Raw genomic sequence first — 15,080 nt, forward strand, 5'->3', positions numbered from 1 at the left:
TCTTTTCGCTTCCCCCGTCGGACGTTTGGTTGGAAATTCGTCAGACCTAAGCCCGATGTGGACGGATCCAACCCGCTTTAGCCTCCCTACGACAACCAGACATTTGTCGAACAGCAAAGGAGGCTGAAATGATTGCGAACCGGAAACTGGGACAACTTCTCAGCACTGTGGCACTGGCGACGTTGATTTCGGCGGCGCCATACACTCCCAAGTTCAGTACCGAGGGCGGCTTGCAGCTTGAACCCGCTTTCGCGTTTGCCAAAAGCGGCAAAGGCAAGAGTGGCAGCGGTCGGGACGACGATGATGATGATGACGACGATCGGGATGACGACGATCGGGATGACGACGACGACGATGATGATCGGGATGATGACGACGACGATGACGACGATCGGTCAAGTCGCAGCGGCAGCAAAAAGGGATCGTCGCAATCCGGAAGCACCCCGACCGGGTCGGCCGGCATAACCAAGGTCGAAACAACTGCGAACGGGATCGAAGTTCGCTATGCAGACGGAACAAAGGAAGAAATCGAAAACGGCCGGTACGAGAGAAAGAATGCTCAGAACCGGACTATTGAGGAACGGCCAGCCACAGGAGCCGATATCTCAAGGCTTCGTTCTCTGGCGAACGGTATTTCGATCAAGAATGTAAGCGCATCCGGGCAAGGCGGCACGGCCGGAAGCCGCCCCACAAAGATCGAACGTCAGGGCAACAACATCGAAGTCAACTACGCCAACGGCTGGAAAGAAGAGATCGAGTTCGGGCGCTACGAGCTGAAAGACCCCTTCAACCGGACCGTTGTGGAAAGAACTGCCACGGCCGCCGATATTCGAAGGCTGCAATCGGTCGCGAACTGACGGACAGCGCGAATTTCCCGGACGGTCTCTCGGTCAGAGAGGCCGTTTCGGCGTTTACAGGCTATGCGGGCTTGTTTTTCTTGCCCCACGCGTCGTGCGCGATAAGTGCGGCCTCGACCCGGTTCCGCGCGTGCAGCTTGGACAGGATCGCCGTCATATAGTGTTTCACGGTCTTTTCCTGAAGATCCAGTTCCACGGCGATCTCGCGATTGCTCAAACCCTTGGCCACGCGCCTGAGTATCTCCTCTTCGCGATGCGTGAGATCATCCAGGACATCGCTGCTGTTCGCAGGGCTTGCGTCGTTGTCGATCTGAAGCAGTACCCGCGAAGCCAGCCCCGGCGAAACGAACCCCTCCCCCGCGGCGATGCTGCGCAGGGAGGCGGTCAGTTCGCTCGCGGTAACGCCTTTGACAATATACCCAATCGCTCCGGCCTCTAGTGCATCGGCAACATCGCTGCTGTTCTCCGAAACCGTCAGAATCGCGATGCAGGGCGGTTTCTCCATTGCGGCGATCCGGCGTGTCGCGTTGATCCCACCGCCGGGCATCGAGAGATCGAGAATTGCGATGTCGGGCTGGTGCTGAGCGACAAGCGCAACCGCTTCGTCGGCGCTGGATCCGGCCGCGAGAACTTCGAACCCTTCTGCCTCATCCAAGGTCCGCCGCAGCCCATCCCGGAAAATCGGATGATCATCTGCTATGACAAGTGTCTTGGTCATGGTGAGCTCGTTTTGTTGGGAAACAGGGTCATTTCGACGGTGGTGCCCTGACCGGGACTGGACGAGACCTGAAACCTGCCGCCGATGCTTTCGACCCGATCGCGCAGCCCCAGCAGCCCCTGGCCGCCATCATCGCGCAGAACAGTGCCGTCCAAAGGATCAAAGCCGGGTCCATCGTCCTTGACCTGAATGACAATGCAATCGTCGCGAACATGGCAGGTGACGCTGCAGCGGGACTGCGGAGCATATCGCGCGGTATTCGAGAGTGTTTCCTGAAGAAAGCGAAAAACGCACAGTTTGTCAGACACCGACAAATCCGGCATGTCACTGCCATGAAACGAGATTTCAGGCCGCAACGGGCTGTGCTCCGCGTGGTCCTCGACCGCTCTTTTCACGACATCAATCAAGGTCAGGTTGTCGATATCGGGCGCAGACAGCCCCCGGGACAGCGCGCGGATTTCGGTCAAGGACTTCTGCAGCGACTGCTGGATTTCCTCGGCCTCCTTCGGTTTTGGGGATTTGTCCGAAAACGCGGCCTCCAACCGAAGGGCGGCAAGTGAAAGGTACTGCGCCGGGCCGTCATGAAGTTCGGCGCCGAGTTTCTTCAGAAACCGGTCCGTCTGCGCGGCATACCGCCCCGAGGCCTCGACCACCCGCGACCGCAGCATCGCATTCTGCGCCGCCATCCTTTCGCTTTCCGCCAGCCGTTTCTTCAATAGCCTCGCCTGCCGCCGGATGGTGTTGTCCCCGATCGCAACGATGCAAAAAAGGACAACCGTGCTTGCCAGAAAGGCGGAACCGACCACCAACCAGCTTGTGCGCCTGGCTTTTGCCAGATCCATCTCCAATTGATCGGCTCTTTCATAGAACTCGGCCACGGCAATGATTTCACCGGACCACAGCTCACGAATGGGGCTGTAGACCTCGAGCAGCGGTATCCCCAACGCCGCTTCGGCAGCGCTTTCATCGTGATCCAGTTCCTCGAACGAGCCCGAGATTTCGCCGATCCAGGCGCGCTGAAGGTCGCCCGTCGGCTCGAAACGGTTACCGATGATGCCTGTGTCCGAGGCGTGTACGACCACACCGCCCTGCTTCCAGAACTTGTATGATACGATACGATCGCGCATCGGCTGGGTCATGAATATCTCGTCCAGCGCCCGCCTCGCCTGTTCGGACAGGCGGTCACCCAAAGCCAGTTCCTGGCTGAGAGGTGAGACGATGCTTTCCATATACAGCGCCGCCGAATTGGCCGAGTTCTGCACGACCGCGTTCTGGATTCGATTTGAAACCCATACACCGACGATCGCGGTTGCAGATCCCATCACAAGGATGCTTGCCGCAAGAAAAACTCGCGACAACGACCAATTCCCAATCGTCAGCTCAGCAACTTTCGTCCTCATCGTGGCCCCGACTATGACCCACAATCGATAACCGCACCACAGACCTTGGTCTGACACGATCCAGATGTTTGCCTCAGCAAGCCCCGCCCGCAGCCTCAGAAACACACCCCGATTTGCAATGCCTTTTTCGACTTGAAAAACACCCCGCGCCCCGCAAGCATTGACACAACCGTTACCCCTATGGTTGAGCGTCGGCCGACCGACGTTTCAGCGAAAATCAAGTAGTTCAAAGGTTTTTGATGCGCGCCGCCGTATTTTTCTTGTCGATCGTCTTTTTGATTTTTTCGGGATCCGCTCAGGCTCAGAGCATCATTCCGCTTGCCCAGAAGGGCGGGCTGCACGCGGCATATGTGGTTCCAGTGGACGACTTCGACCGCGTAGATGTTCAGTTGATCGTTCTTTCGGGGTCGTATGACGACCCGGACCCGTCCGGCACAGCCCATCTGACCGAGCATCTCGCCGCGTTCTCGGCCGACGCCACCATTCTCAGAAAACCGCGCGAACGCGACATCTACGCCACCACGCACAATGTCGCGACCGTGTACACGAATTCCGGGTTGCCATCCGAGGCGGAGATGTTGTTGCGGCTTTCCCGCGCCGTTCTGGACACGCCATCCGTATCCAGGCAATTTGCGGAGAGCGAAGTCGCTATCGTCCAGCGGGAAACCTTGCTGCGTGAACGGCAATATCCGTTTCGCTGGCTCAGCCGAATGGCACTTCAAAACCTCTACGGCACCTTGCGCGGCCGGGCAGACAACACCGTCGAGGATCTGCCCAAGCTGAGCCTCGAAAAGGCCTATCAGTTTCACAAGGAACACTATGTCCCGTCCAACGTGACGTTGATCGTCTCCGGAAACATTGACCCAGCCCGGGCCGAAGACCTGGTGGCGCGGGTGTTTGGCGACACCGAACCCTCGGAGGCTCCGAAAAAACCGTGGTTGGATCACAAGCCGGATCCCGGGAAACAGTCTGTCGTGCGCCTGCAGTCGGATCGGTTGCAACGCGACACCGTGCTGTTCGCAAAATTCGTGGAATTCGAAGACCGCTCCACGAGCATCGACATGCAAGGCGCGTTCTTCATCGCAAGCGGGATCCTGAACGAACGGATCGCCAAGGTCCTGCGCCACGAGGACACGCGGATACTCAACCATGGCGTCAACTGGTATTTTGCGAAGAATGCCGATGTTGAACTGGTGATCGACCTGCAACTCATGCCCGGCTTCAGCGTGGATGAAGCCAAGGATCTGCTGACCGAGACCTTGGCTGGCTTGCTGGACGAGCCGATCAGCAAATACGAAATTCATGAGCTCCGTCAAAAGGAGGTGGTCTGGTCCCAGAACATGGCCCGCCGTCCTTCGGCCTTTCTGTGGTTTCTGCAGAACGTCGCCGCGGACGGATTCCCGCCCATCAGCCCGTCGGTCTTTGCCGAAACACTGAGCAACACCACAGATCAGGAAGTTGTCGATTTTGCGGAAAAAGTCTTGCAGCCTTCCGCGTCATCTTTCGTTCTTGCAGAGAAAGCTGACTGACATGAGCGTTTTCAAGGGCCGGCTTCTCGCAGTTCTCTTTGCGGCGCTTACCTTGCTGCCGGGTGAGCGGGCACAGGCGGAACTGATTGCGACTGCAGGCGAAACGAAACTGGTCGAGCTCTCTTCGCTTGAGAACGGCACGTCCGCATTGACCCTGGTTTGGACGATTGACCACCCGACGCTGGACCGCACTGCCGCCATGTCGGCCGTCATTGCGAGCGTTGTGACAGGCGGGACCTCGACCCGCTCATCCTACGAAGTCAGTTCGTTCCTGAAGCTGAAAGGTGTCGAACAGAAAATCGGCAGAAGCGGCAAGAACCTGACGCTCACCGTCTCGGCGCCAAGCGACGTCTTCCCGGAAGTCCTGGTACACCTTGAGAACGTATTGCTCGAACCCCGATACACACCAGACTGGTACGCACGAGAGCTTGAGGCGTTTCGCCCAGTTATCTCGACCAGAACCAGACAGCCGTCGGATGTGTTGAACGAGGTTACCAATTATCTGGAATTCGACCCTGCCGCCACGGACGAAGAAACCCTTGAAACCGACTTTCAGTTCGGACGACCTGCTCAGGTCATCCTCAGATCAGAGGAAGAAGAGGTAACGCGCCGCACCGTCCGATTGATCAATTCGCTGCCGGGCGCGCGGTTCCGGCTGGGGCGCGCCCTGAGCAAATGGGCCGAAGGGTGGACGGGCGCGAACGGGGCGCCCTTTGCCCTGCCCAAAGGTATCGTGCATCTCGCCGATCCCGACGCATCCGAAATGTTGATCCTGCTTGCCAATGCAAAGGCGTTTTCGAACGCACAGGACCAGCTTGGCTCGAACCTTCTTGTTGACTACATCGGCGCCAATCAGGGCTCGGAGATGTTTCGGGTCATCCGCCAGTCCATGCGTGCATCCTACGATCCACGTTCGGACTTTGTGGTCGTGGGCAAGAACAAGGCCGTGATCGCGCTGAGCGCGACCGTCGAAGCCAGCGCATGGCCCGAGGTCCACGGCAAGATCATGGAAATCTATCAAGGCGTCCGCGACGGAGGCGTTGTCCCGGAAAGTCTGGAAATCCAGAAAGATCGGTTGGACCGCACCTACTATCACAGATTCTTCACAGACCCTGACTGGGGCGCGCGCCAGTTTCTGGACGAACATCCTGACGGCGTAGAAGGCGAAATCACCCTTCCACTGTTTGAGGCATTCCGGACAGTCTCGACCGAAGAGACGATTGAGAACGCCGATACGCTGTTGCCCCCGATTGAGGAGTTCCTGGTGATCTTGATCGGAGGAGGTGTTTCCCCGTCGGCCGACATGCGGTCGGACGGGTACTGTGCCCTGCCCAAAGGCGCACCGATCAGCCGTTGCCTTAACAAGCTGTCAAACGCGGAATACTGACTGTCCGCGGGCCAATGCTGCGGTGCTTCAAAGAGCAGATGATCCCCGCGATACATCGTCTCGAAGGTACCGTGGGATTGACCCTTTGGGATTGTCTGTCGGTCACGTAAGCTTGGACTTGCCTGTCGCGCAGCAAGGAGAACGCTATGCGTGTTCTTGAGATACTATCTTTGGTTGGTCTGTGTTTGGTGTTGGTATCGCCACTTCCCGGAAGTGCGGCCCCAACGGCAGCAGAGTGCAATAGTGCGGGAGGAAAAACCGTCACGATCAAGGGAAAGACCGCTTGCGCGTTCGCGGGCGGAGCATGCCCAGAGGGGTGGCGCTCATACGATTCCTACCGAAAATGGCAGCCGAAAACCTGCGGTGGAGCGCAATGCACTGGGAATACCAAATGCACGACGAGCCGAGGCTGGTCCAAAACCGCACCAGAATGCAGATTTGAGAGAGGCAGAAACTCTCAGGGCGACTGCACCAAAAGAAGTGTATGCACGGCAAACAGGATCGCCAGGACTGCATGTACGAAGTAAGCGCGCCATCGCGGTTGAGCGGTGAAACCGAACCCGAAATCCGACTCGCGCTGAGTTGCTGGCGACCCCGGCAGGATTCGAACCTGCAACCTGCCCCTTAGGAGGGGGCTGCTCTATCCAGTTGAGCCACGGGGCCGCGCGGCGCCTTCTGTAGCCGGGTTTTTTCGGCTTGTCATGACCTTTGCACAACAGTTGAACAGATTGCCCTGTTCGCGCTAGCATCGGGGAAACAACAATGCAGGTATCCCCGGTGACAACAGAAACGAAACGCCCGCTTACTCTCCGTGATGTCTCAGAAGCGTCCGGTGTGTCGGAAATGACGGTCAGCCGGGTCCTGCGCAATCGGGGCGATGTGTCGGACGCGACCCGCACCCGGGTTCTGGCCGCCGCTAAGGAGCTGGGATACGTGCCCAACAAGATCGCTGGGGCACTGGCTTCGAGCCGGGTGAACCTGGTGGCTGTGATCATCCCGTCGCTGTCGAACATGGTCTTCCCAGAGGTGCTGACCGGCATCAACCAGGTGCTTGAGGATACCGAGCTGCAGCCCGTGGTCGGCGTCACCGATTATCTGCCGGAAAAAGAGGAGAAGGTCCTGTACGAGATGCTCTCGTGGCGCCCGTCGGGCGTGATCATCGCCGGGCTGGAACACACCGAGGCCGCGCGGGCCATGCTGGATTCGGCGGGCATCCCGGTAGTCGAGATCATGGATACGGACGGCAAGCCTGTGGACGCGATGGTGGGCATTTCGCATCGTCGCGCGGGGCGCGAGATGGCGCAGGCGATCCTCAAGGCCGGGTATCTGCATATCGGCTTCATGGGCACCAAGATGCCGTTGGACCACCGCGCGCGCAAACGGTTCGAGGGCTTCACCGAAGTTCTGGGCAAGCATGGGATCGAAATCGAGGACCGAGAGTTCTATTCCGGCGGTTCGGCCCTGGCCAAGGGGCGCGAGATGACCAAAGCCATGCTAGAACGCTCCCCGGAGTTGGACTTCCTGTATTATTCCAACGACATGATCGGCGCGGGCGGGCTGCTGTACCTGCTTGAGCAGGGTATCGACGTGCCCGGACAGATCGGCCTTGCGGGATTCAACAACGTCGAACTGCTACAGGGTCTGCCGCGCAAGCTGGCCACCATGGACGCCTGCCGACTGGAAATCGGTCGCAAGGCCGCAGAAATCATCGCCGCCCAACTGGCCGACCCAAATACCGAGATCGAAACACGCATTACCTTGACCCCCAAGATCAGCTATGGCGACACGCTCAAGCGGCGCTGAACGGGGCAAGCTGCAACAACTCGACAACCGAACCGCCCGTGCGTTGTTCATGGACCGTCACGCGCTGGCGGAACAGCCCGCAGGTCCGGCCAAGGGTCCCGATCTGCTGCACCTGATCCACCGGCTGGGCTTCGTGCAGCTCGACAGCATCAACACCGTGGCGCGCGCCCATGACATGATCCTGTTCTCGCGCCGCCCGTCTTATCGGCCGAACGACCTCAAGCGCCTGTACGAGCGCGACCGAGGCCTGTTCGAACACTGGACCCACGACGCCGCCGCGATCCCGATGGCGTTCTACCCGCATTGGCACCTGCGCTTCCAGCGCGACGCCGAGATGCTGCGGGCCCGCTGGCGCAACTGGCGGCGCGACGGGTTCGAACAGCAGTTCGAAACCGTGCTGCAACACATCCGCGACCACGGCCCAGTGTGCTCGGCCGATCTGGGACAGGATGAGAAAAAGGGCTCGGGCGGCTGGTGGGATTGGCACCCCTCGAAAACGGCGCTGGAATACCTGTGGCGCTCGGGCGCGCTGACGGTGGTGGGGCGCCGAGGGTTTCAAAAGCAATACGACCTGACCGAGCGTGTGATCGATACCCATCTGTGCCCCGGCGTGATGGAGTGTGACCACCAGGCGACGGTGGACTGGCTGTGCCACGCGGCGCTCGACCGGCTGGGCTTTGCCACCTCGGGCGAACTGGCCGCCTTTTGGGACACGGTCACCCCTGCCGAGGCGAAAGAGTGGTGCAAACAGGCTCTGACACGGGGGGATTTGCAGGAAATCGAAGTGGAATGCGCCGATGGCCGAATGCGCCGCGTGTTTGCGTGGCCCGGCTTGGCGGACCAGGCTGCCGACCCTGCCCCCGCCCCGGGGCGGATCCGTGTGCTCAGCCCGTTCGACCCGATGCTGCGCGACCGCAACCGCGCCCAGCGCCTGTTCGGCTTCCACTATCGGATCGAGGTCTTCGTGCCCGAGGCCAAGCGCACCTATGGGTACTACGTCTTTCCGCTGCTCGAAAAAGACCGTCTGATTGGACGGATCGACATGAAGGCCCATCGCGACGAAGGTATCTTGCGGGTCCGCGCCCTGTGGCCCGAGCGTGGGGTCAGATGGTCGGACGCCCGTACCCGGCGGCTCGAGGCCGAGTTGGACCGGGTGCGCCGTTTTGCCGGGCTGGATCGGGTCACCTTTAACGCAGACTGGCTGCGCGCGCCTGTTTGAGCGGCCAACAATCCCTTTTTAGGGTCTATTCCGCCGGCCCGAGGGTCAGGCGGATGGGCTCCAACCCGTCGATGCCGCCGGTCAGCTCGTCTCCGGCGACGACCGGGCCGACACCGGCGGGCGTTCCGGTCAGGATCAGGTCGCCGGGCCGCAGGTGATAGAACCGGGACAGGTGCATGACGATCTCGTCGATCTTCCAGATCAGTTCGGACAGGGTGGCGTCCTGCCGGACCTCACCGTTCACGCTCAGATGGATGCGGATGTCATCGGTCGGCGCCCAATCGGCGGCGCGGGTCAGCGGCGCGAACACCGCGCCATTTTCCACATCCTTGCCCAGATCCCAGGGGCGCTGCTTGTTGCGCTCGCGGATCTGCAGGTCGCGCCGGGTCATGTCCAATGCGCAGCAATATCCGAACACGGCATCCCAAGCCTGCTGCGACGTCGCCTGGAACACCGGGCGACCGATGGCCAAGGCCAGTTCCATTTCGTGGTGATAATTCTCGGTGCCCGGCGGGTAAGGCACGGTTTGCCCGGTCAGAATGGCATTCTGCGGGGACTTGGTGAAATAGAACGGCGCCTCGCGGTCAACCTCGTTTCCCATCTCGGCCGCATGGGCGGCATAGTTCCGTCCCACGCAGAAGATGCGCCCCACCGGATAGGTGTTGGCCTCTCCAACTACTGGTATCTGCACCACATCCGGCAGGGAAAACAGAGATTTGGCCATATTGCATCCTTTCCTTCATATTGCCGCGCAGACTAAAGGAGACACTCCGCTGTTCAACCCGGCAAACACGCCGATTATTGCCGGCCCGCCTGTACGTTTCGGCGCGAAGTTGCCAAGGCCGCGGACCTGGGCGCAAACCAGTTTCATCCGCGCAGACTATCCGTCTTTATTCTAGGGAAACTTGGGACCGCCCTGTTTAATAAACCGCACAGGCCGCGCATCATGAACGGACATATCGGGCAGATATTCGAAGGCAGCGCAACAGGCCCACTGGCCGCGTCACTTTATTGCGACTTGGTTTCGCGGTCAGGTGCGCTAGGTTTTCTTTCAGGCGGTCGGCGCGCCCAGCCAATCAAGCTTTGTTCATCGGCGTGCCACCGTCACGAATACCAAGGAAAAATTACGGTTTCGGAGAACCGCCGCTCTGGCCTCATCCCCCTGGGTGCTTGGGCTGCGCTGTCGGGGTGCAATTTGGGCACCTCACATTCTCCGATTCAGGGCCGGAGCCCTTCAACACAGGGATTCTTCGGCCCCGGGCCAGGCAAATAACTTCAGACACCGTCTGGCCACCCCGCCGGAGTCGACCCCTAGTTTCTCCGGCGGGGTTCTCCGATCCGCACAGCCGGTGCGATTTTCTTTATTAGAGCCTGATTTTGGCCCGAACGGCCGCCACGGTCCCACCTCACAGCGCCATCGTCGTCCGGAATTTGATTGACCTGCCCGCCTGCATCGCCATCACTTGCCCGCGAAAGATGCGAAGGCGGAAGGCAAGGCAGATGAGATGGGATGAATTCTCGGAATGGGGCAAACGCATTTCCGAGTGGACGCAGCATTATCACCAAACCGTCGGCCAGCACCCGGTGCGCGCCCGGACCGAGCCCGGCGAGGTGCTGAACGCGCTTCCCGCGAAGGCGCCGGAGCATGGCGAACCGATAGAAGGGATTTTTCAAGACTTCGAGCGGATCGTGATGCCCGGCATCACCCATTGGCAGCACCCGCGCTTCTTCGCCTATTTCAACTCGAACGCCTCGGCGCCGTCGGTGCTGGCCGAGTTTCTGGCCAGCGCGATCGCGCCGCAATGCATGCTGTGGCAGACCTCGCCCGCGGCGACCGAGATGGAAACCCGGATGATGGACTGGCTGCGGCAGGCGCTGGACCTGCCAGAAGGCTTTGCAGGGGTGATCCAGGATTCAGCCTCGTCGGCCACGCTGGCCGCCGTTCTGACCATGCGGGAAAAGGCGCTGAACTGGCAGGGCAACCGTCAGGGCCTGTTTGGGCAGACACCCTTGCGCGTCTATTGCTCGTCCGAGGTGCACACATCAATCGACCGCGCCATCTGGGTGGCCGGGATCGGGCAGGACAACCTGGTGCGCGTCCCGATCAAGGGTGATTGGCGCGGGATGGACCCCGCCGCGCTCGAGGCCGCGATCCGGGCCGATCTGGACGCCGGACTTCACCCCGCAGGGGTAATCATGTGCGTCGGCGGTACCGGGACCGGCGCGACCGATCCGGTGGATGAGTGTCTGAAAGTCGCGCAGAAATATGGGCTGTACACGCATGTGGATGCAGCCTGGGCCGGGTCGGCGATGATCTGCCCCGAATACCGCCACTATTGGCCGGGGATCGGCCAGGCCGACAGCATCGTTTTCAACCCGCACAAATGGCTGGGGGTTCAGTTCGACTGCTGCGCGCATTTCCTGAAAGACCCCGACGATCTGGTACAGACGCTGGCGATCAGCCCCGAATTCCTCAAAACCCACGGCAAGGACGGGATCGTCAACTACTCGGAATGGTCGGTGCCGCTGGGCCGTCGGTTCCGGGCGCTGAAACTGTGGTTCGTGATCCGCGCCTACGGGCTGGAAGGCTTGCGCGCGCGGCTGCGCAACCACGTCAACTGGTCGCGCGACCTGCATGATCGGCTGGCGGCCGAGCCGGATTTCCGGATCGCCACCCCGCCCATGTGGTCCCTGTGGACCTTCCGATATGAGCCACCCGGAGCCGCGGATCTGGACCACCTGAATCTGCGGCTGGTGAACGCCATCAACGATGACGGGCGCATCTATCTGACCCAGACCCGAGTCGATGGCGACATCGTCATCCGCTTTCAGGCTGGCCAGTTCGAAACCACCGAGGAGGACGTCCGGATGGCCTTTGACGTGATCACCGAAATCGCCCGCACCTTGCCCACACCCCCGCAGGAGGACCGCTGATGCCCGCCCCCAAAAACCCGTTCAAACAGGCTCTGACACAGGGCGAAATGCAGATCGGCTGCTGGATGAGCTTTGCCGAAGCCATCACCGCTGAAATAATGGGAACCGCCGGTTTCGACTGGCTGGTGATCGATGGCGAACATGCGCCGAATGACATCCGTTCGATCCGCGATCAGCTGATTGCGCTGGCCAACAGCCCCTCGCACCCGGTGGTGCGGCTGCCCATCGGCGAGACCTGGATGATCAAGACCGTGCTGGACGCCGGCGCCCAGACCATTCTGGTACCGATGGTCGAAAGCGCGGATCAGGCGCGCGAGCTGGTTCGGGCCTGCCAGTACCCGCCCAAAGGTGTGCGGGGTGTCGGGGCCGCCGCAACACGGGCGACAATGTACGGCACCATCCCCGATTACGTGGCCACGGCCGACCCCGAAATCTGTTTGCTGGTTCAGGTGGAAAACCTTGCGGGCATGGCCGCGCTGGACGACATCCTTCAGGTCGAGGGCGTGGATGGCGTTTTCATCGGCCCGGCCGATCTGTCCACCGACATGGGTTACAAAGGCGACAGCACGGTGCCGGAGGTGCGCACCGCCATCGCCGATGCTTTGAAGCGGATCCGGGCGGCAGGCAAGGCGCCGGGTATTCTGGGCACCAATGATGAAGCGGTTCAAGCGTATCGGGACATGGGCGCGCAGTTCCTGGCGGTCGGTATCGACGTCATGCTGCTGGCTCAGGCCGCCCGCGGGCTGGCCGCGAAATGGCGTTCCTGAGGGCGGCTCACCCCTGCATTGCGGCGGCGGCCTGCGCATAGCCGCCCGATGCACCATCGACGAAATGTACGTGATCGTCGCGCGTGGCGGCGGGCACGAAGCAGGTCATCATCGCCTCTTGCTGGGAATGGATGCCATATCTGATTTTGCCGCGTCCGCGCGCATCCTCAAGGGTCCGGGCGATGCGCGACAGGGTCTCGTCGTCGCAATCCAGCGTCATCTTCAACCCGTCATCAAATTTGCGGAAATCCGCATTTCGGCTGACCATGTTCTTGTAGTGGCCCGGCTCGAAGTCGCCCAGTCGCTTGCCCGATTTGAACAGCAGCCAGATCAGCAGGTTCTGCACAAGCAGCGCGGCCTTGCGCACGGCCAGATTGCGCCCAGCGCGCGAAACATGGGCATCCAGTGCAAGCCCCGGAGGTGGCCACTTGATCGGAGGGCCGCCGGCCGGCACGGGATGACCCGCGCGCTCCAGAGCCTCGGATGCGGACAGGACTGATTGCGCCAGATCAGCAAAGTCGCGTTCTGTCGCCTGCGCAGTGGGCTGGATGACAAGTGAAACGATCTGCCCATGCCGCGCAGGGCTGTTGGACCAGCGGCAGGACAGTCCCGTCAGGTCAGGCTTTGCGTCGGACCCGGCGGGCGGAACCTCGTACCGGCCAGCCTTCATCTGCGCCTCGGCCCAGGCCAGTCCGCCACCGGTGAACATGGCGTAATCCACCCCCGAGGACGGCGCATAGCGCGCCACCCGCAAGTCGAGCCCCTCCGCGCGCAGGTCGGACACAGGAACCAAAGCCGCACGCAGCGCGATGCCGAACTCGGTTTCCGCCCAACTGCGCAGCGCGGCCAAGGTGGCGCGCGCCATGTCGGCATCGTCCTTCGGGATGGCAAATCCGGCGCCGTCGCCACCAAATACATAGGGAAAAACTCGCCCGCTCAGCGCGTTGATCATGCCTGAGATCACCGCCGCGCCCACCATGTTCACCGTCTTGTAGCGACCACGCGCGATTTCGCCGGTCGAATCCACGATATCCGCGACGCCCACGATCCAGTCATCCGGGACCGGGGTGAATTGTTCCGGATCCGACAGGGCAAGAAAGTCGCGTGTAATGGGTACGCGGTCATAGAATCCGATATCGGCGGTCTTCATTGTCCCTCCCGTTTGCTTGCCGCAATGATAGCGTAGTGCGGGGGCGTTTCCCGATACTGCAACATATCACACGCGCTTGTGCATGGCATCGGGACGTGCCAAGCATCCCGGTGAGGCGGACGGCAGGGAGACCGACATGCAGGCAGGTTTGGTGATCTTGTGTCTGGCCTATGTCCTCAGCCAGTTCTTCCGCGCGTTCCTTGCGGTTCTGACTGCCGATCTGGCGCGAGACATCGGCGCCACGCCCGAAGATCTGGCCTGGGCCTCGGGTCTGTGGTTTCTGGTCTTTGCGGCGATGCAGATCCCGGTGGGCTGGGCGCTGGACCGGGTTGGCCCCCGGCAGACGGCGGCGGTTCTGCTACTGATCGGCGGCGCGGGTGGGGCCGCGGTGTTCGCGCTGGCCGCGACGCCCCTGCATGTGGCGGTGGCGATGGCGTTGATCGGGGTCGGATGTTCGCCGGTTCTGATGGCCTCGTATTTCATCTTTGCCCGCGAATACCCGCCCGCGAAGTTCGCTACCCTGGCCGCTGTTATGCTGGGCGTGGGGTCGGTCGGCAACCTCGTGGCCTCGTACCCCACGGCGCTGGCGGTCGAGTTGATGGGCTGGCGCGCGACTCTGGCGGGGCTGGCCGCGATCTCAGGCGCCGTGGCAGTGGGCATCTGGGTCACGGTCAACGACCCCGCGCGGGTGGTGTCCGAGCAGAAAGGGTCGGTTCTGGACCTGCTGCGCGAACCTGCGCTGTGGGCGATTTTGCCGTTGATGCTGGTGGCCTATGCACCCTCGGCCGCGCTGCGGGGGTTGTGGGCCGGCCCCTATCTGCTGGACGTGTTCGGGCTAAGCGCCACCCAGATCGGGCAGGCCACGCTGGTCATGGGCGCCGCGATGATCGCGGGCACCTTTGCCTATGGCCCGCTGGACCGGCTGCTGAACACCCGAAAATGGGTGATCTTCGGCGGCAACGCGCTGGCGGTGCTGGCGCTGGGGCTGCTGGGGCTGTGGGTCGCCGAGGCCGTCTGGCTGTCGGTTCTACTGATGGCGCTGATCGGGTTTCTGGGGGCATCCTTCCCGGTGATCATGGCGCATGGGCGCGCCTTCATCCCGGCGCATCTGGTGGGGCGCGGCGTGACCCTGCTGAACCTGTTTGGGATCGGCGGCGTGGGGCTGGCGCAATTCGCCACCGGCCGCATCCATGCGGCGACGGTGGACATGGGGCCAACCACACCCTACACAGCGATATTCGCCTTCTTTGCCGTCACGCTGACGATCGGCTGCGTGATCTACCTGTTCAGCCGTGACAGCATGGAGTGAGACCCGC

General features: G+C 61.4%; 12 protein-coding genes and 1 tRNA gene. 8 read left to right on the top strand and 5 right to left on the bottom strand.

Going from position 1 to position 15,080, the window contains the following annotated elements:
• Positions 1–167: 167 nt before the first annotated feature.
• The gene (locus tag ACR0CU_RS12390) at positions 168–857 is read left to right on the top strand and encodes a hypothetical protein (RefSeq protein ID WP_480643132.1); all 690 of its coding nucleotides are present in this window, start codon (positions 168–170) and stop codon (positions 855–857) included.
• A 61-nt stretch (positions 858–918) separates the two neighbouring features.
• Here ACR0CU_RS12390 and ACR0CU_RS12395 read toward each other — a convergent pair whose 3' ends face one another.
• Both ACR0CU_RS12395 and ACR0CU_RS12400 read right to left on the bottom strand, forming a co-directional pair.
• Entirely contained in the window at positions 919–1,575 is a 657-nt protein-coding gene (locus ACR0CU_RS12395; protein WP_170447313.1) for a response regulator, read from the bottom strand.
• Complete coding sequence (locus ACR0CU_RS12400) at positions 1,572–2,897, bottom strand: sensor histidine kinase (protein ID WP_170447311.1); 1,326 nt, start codon at positions 2,895–2,897, stop codon at positions 1,572–1,574. The genes ACR0CU_RS12395 and ACR0CU_RS12400 overlap by 4 nt, the downstream gene beginning before the upstream one ends.
• A 338-nt stretch (positions 2,898–3,235) precedes the next feature.
• On the opposite strand from ACR0CU_RS12400, the gene ACR0CU_RS12405 reads away from it, so the two are divergent.
• Positions 3,236–4,504 (top strand): M16 family metallopeptidase, encoded by a 1,269-nt coding sequence (locus ACR0CU_RS12405; RefSeq protein ID WP_254437581.1) that lies wholly within the window; start codon positions 3,236–3,238, stop codon positions 4,502–4,504.
• 1 nt (position 4,505) lies between these two features.
• Positions 4,506–5,891 (top strand): peptidase M16 family protein, encoded by a 1,386-nt coding sequence (locus ACR0CU_RS12410; protein ID WP_170447307.1) that lies wholly within the window; start codon positions 4,506–4,508, stop codon positions 5,889–5,891.
• A 586-nt stretch (positions 5,892–6,477) separates the two neighbouring features.
• On the opposite strand, the gene ACR0CU_RS12415 is transcribed toward ACR0CU_RS12410, so the two are convergent.
• A tRNA-Arg gene (locus ACR0CU_RS12415) sits at positions 6,478–6,554 on the bottom strand.
• 114 nt (positions 6,555–6,668) lie between these two features.
• Between ACR0CU_RS12415 and ACR0CU_RS12420 the strand changes: the two genes are divergently transcribed.
• Positions 6,669–7,694 (top strand): LacI family DNA-binding transcriptional regulator, encoded by a 1,026-nt coding sequence (locus ACR0CU_RS12420; RefSeq protein WP_170447305.1) that lies wholly within the window; start codon positions 6,669–6,671, stop codon positions 7,692–7,694.
• Entirely contained in the window at positions 7,669–8,913 is a 1,245-nt protein-coding gene (locus ACR0CU_RS12425) for a winged helix-turn-helix domain-containing protein (RefSeq protein ID WP_170447303.1), read from the top strand. The genes ACR0CU_RS12420 and ACR0CU_RS12425 overlap by 26 nt, the downstream gene beginning before the upstream one ends.
• Before the next feature lie 25 nt (positions 8,914–8,938).
• On the opposite strand, the gene ACR0CU_RS12430 is transcribed toward ACR0CU_RS12425, so the two are convergent.
• On the bottom strand, positions 8,939–9,637 hold the full coding sequence (locus ACR0CU_RS12430; protein WP_170447302.1) for a fumarylacetoacetate hydrolase family protein: 699 nt from the start codon (positions 9,635–9,637) through the stop codon (positions 8,939–8,941).
• 776 nt (positions 9,638–10,413) lie between these two features.
• On the opposite strand from ACR0CU_RS12430, the gene ACR0CU_RS12435 reads away from it, so the two are divergent.
• Together ACR0CU_RS12435 and ACR0CU_RS12440 are read left to right on the top strand one after the other, a co-directional pair.
• On the top strand, positions 10,414–11,847 hold the full coding sequence (locus ACR0CU_RS12435) for a pyridoxal phosphate-dependent decarboxylase family protein (protein WP_170447299.1): 1,434 nt from the start codon (positions 10,414–10,416) through the stop codon (positions 11,845–11,847).
• A complete protein-coding gene (locus ACR0CU_RS12440) occupies positions 11,847–12,614 on the top strand; it encodes an HpcH/HpaI aldolase family protein (protein ID WP_170361209.1) in 768 nt (255 codons plus the stop codon). Before ACR0CU_RS12435 ends, ACR0CU_RS12440 begins: the two co-directional genes overlap by 1 nt.
• Positions 12,615–12,621: 7 nt before the next feature.
• Here ACR0CU_RS12440 and ACR0CU_RS12445 read toward each other — a convergent pair whose 3' ends face one another.
• The gene (locus ACR0CU_RS12445; protein WP_170447297.1) at positions 12,622–13,764 is read right to left on the bottom strand and encodes a DUF3095 domain-containing protein; all 1,143 of its coding nucleotides are present in this window, start codon (positions 13,762–13,764) and stop codon (positions 12,622–12,624) included.
• Positions 13,765–13,900: 136 nt separating this feature from the next.
• Here ACR0CU_RS12445 and ACR0CU_RS12450 point away from each other — a divergent pair, with 136 nt between their 5' ends.
• Positions 13,901–15,073 carry an MFS transporter gene (locus ACR0CU_RS12450; protein WP_170447826.1) on the top strand — a complete coding sequence of 391 codons (1,173 nt, stop codon included), beginning with the start codon at positions 13,901–13,903 and terminating at the stop codon, positions 15,071–15,073.
• Positions 15,074–15,080: the final 7 nt, after the last annotated feature.

This window comes from Ruegeria sp. BC2, from assembly GCF_056539245.1.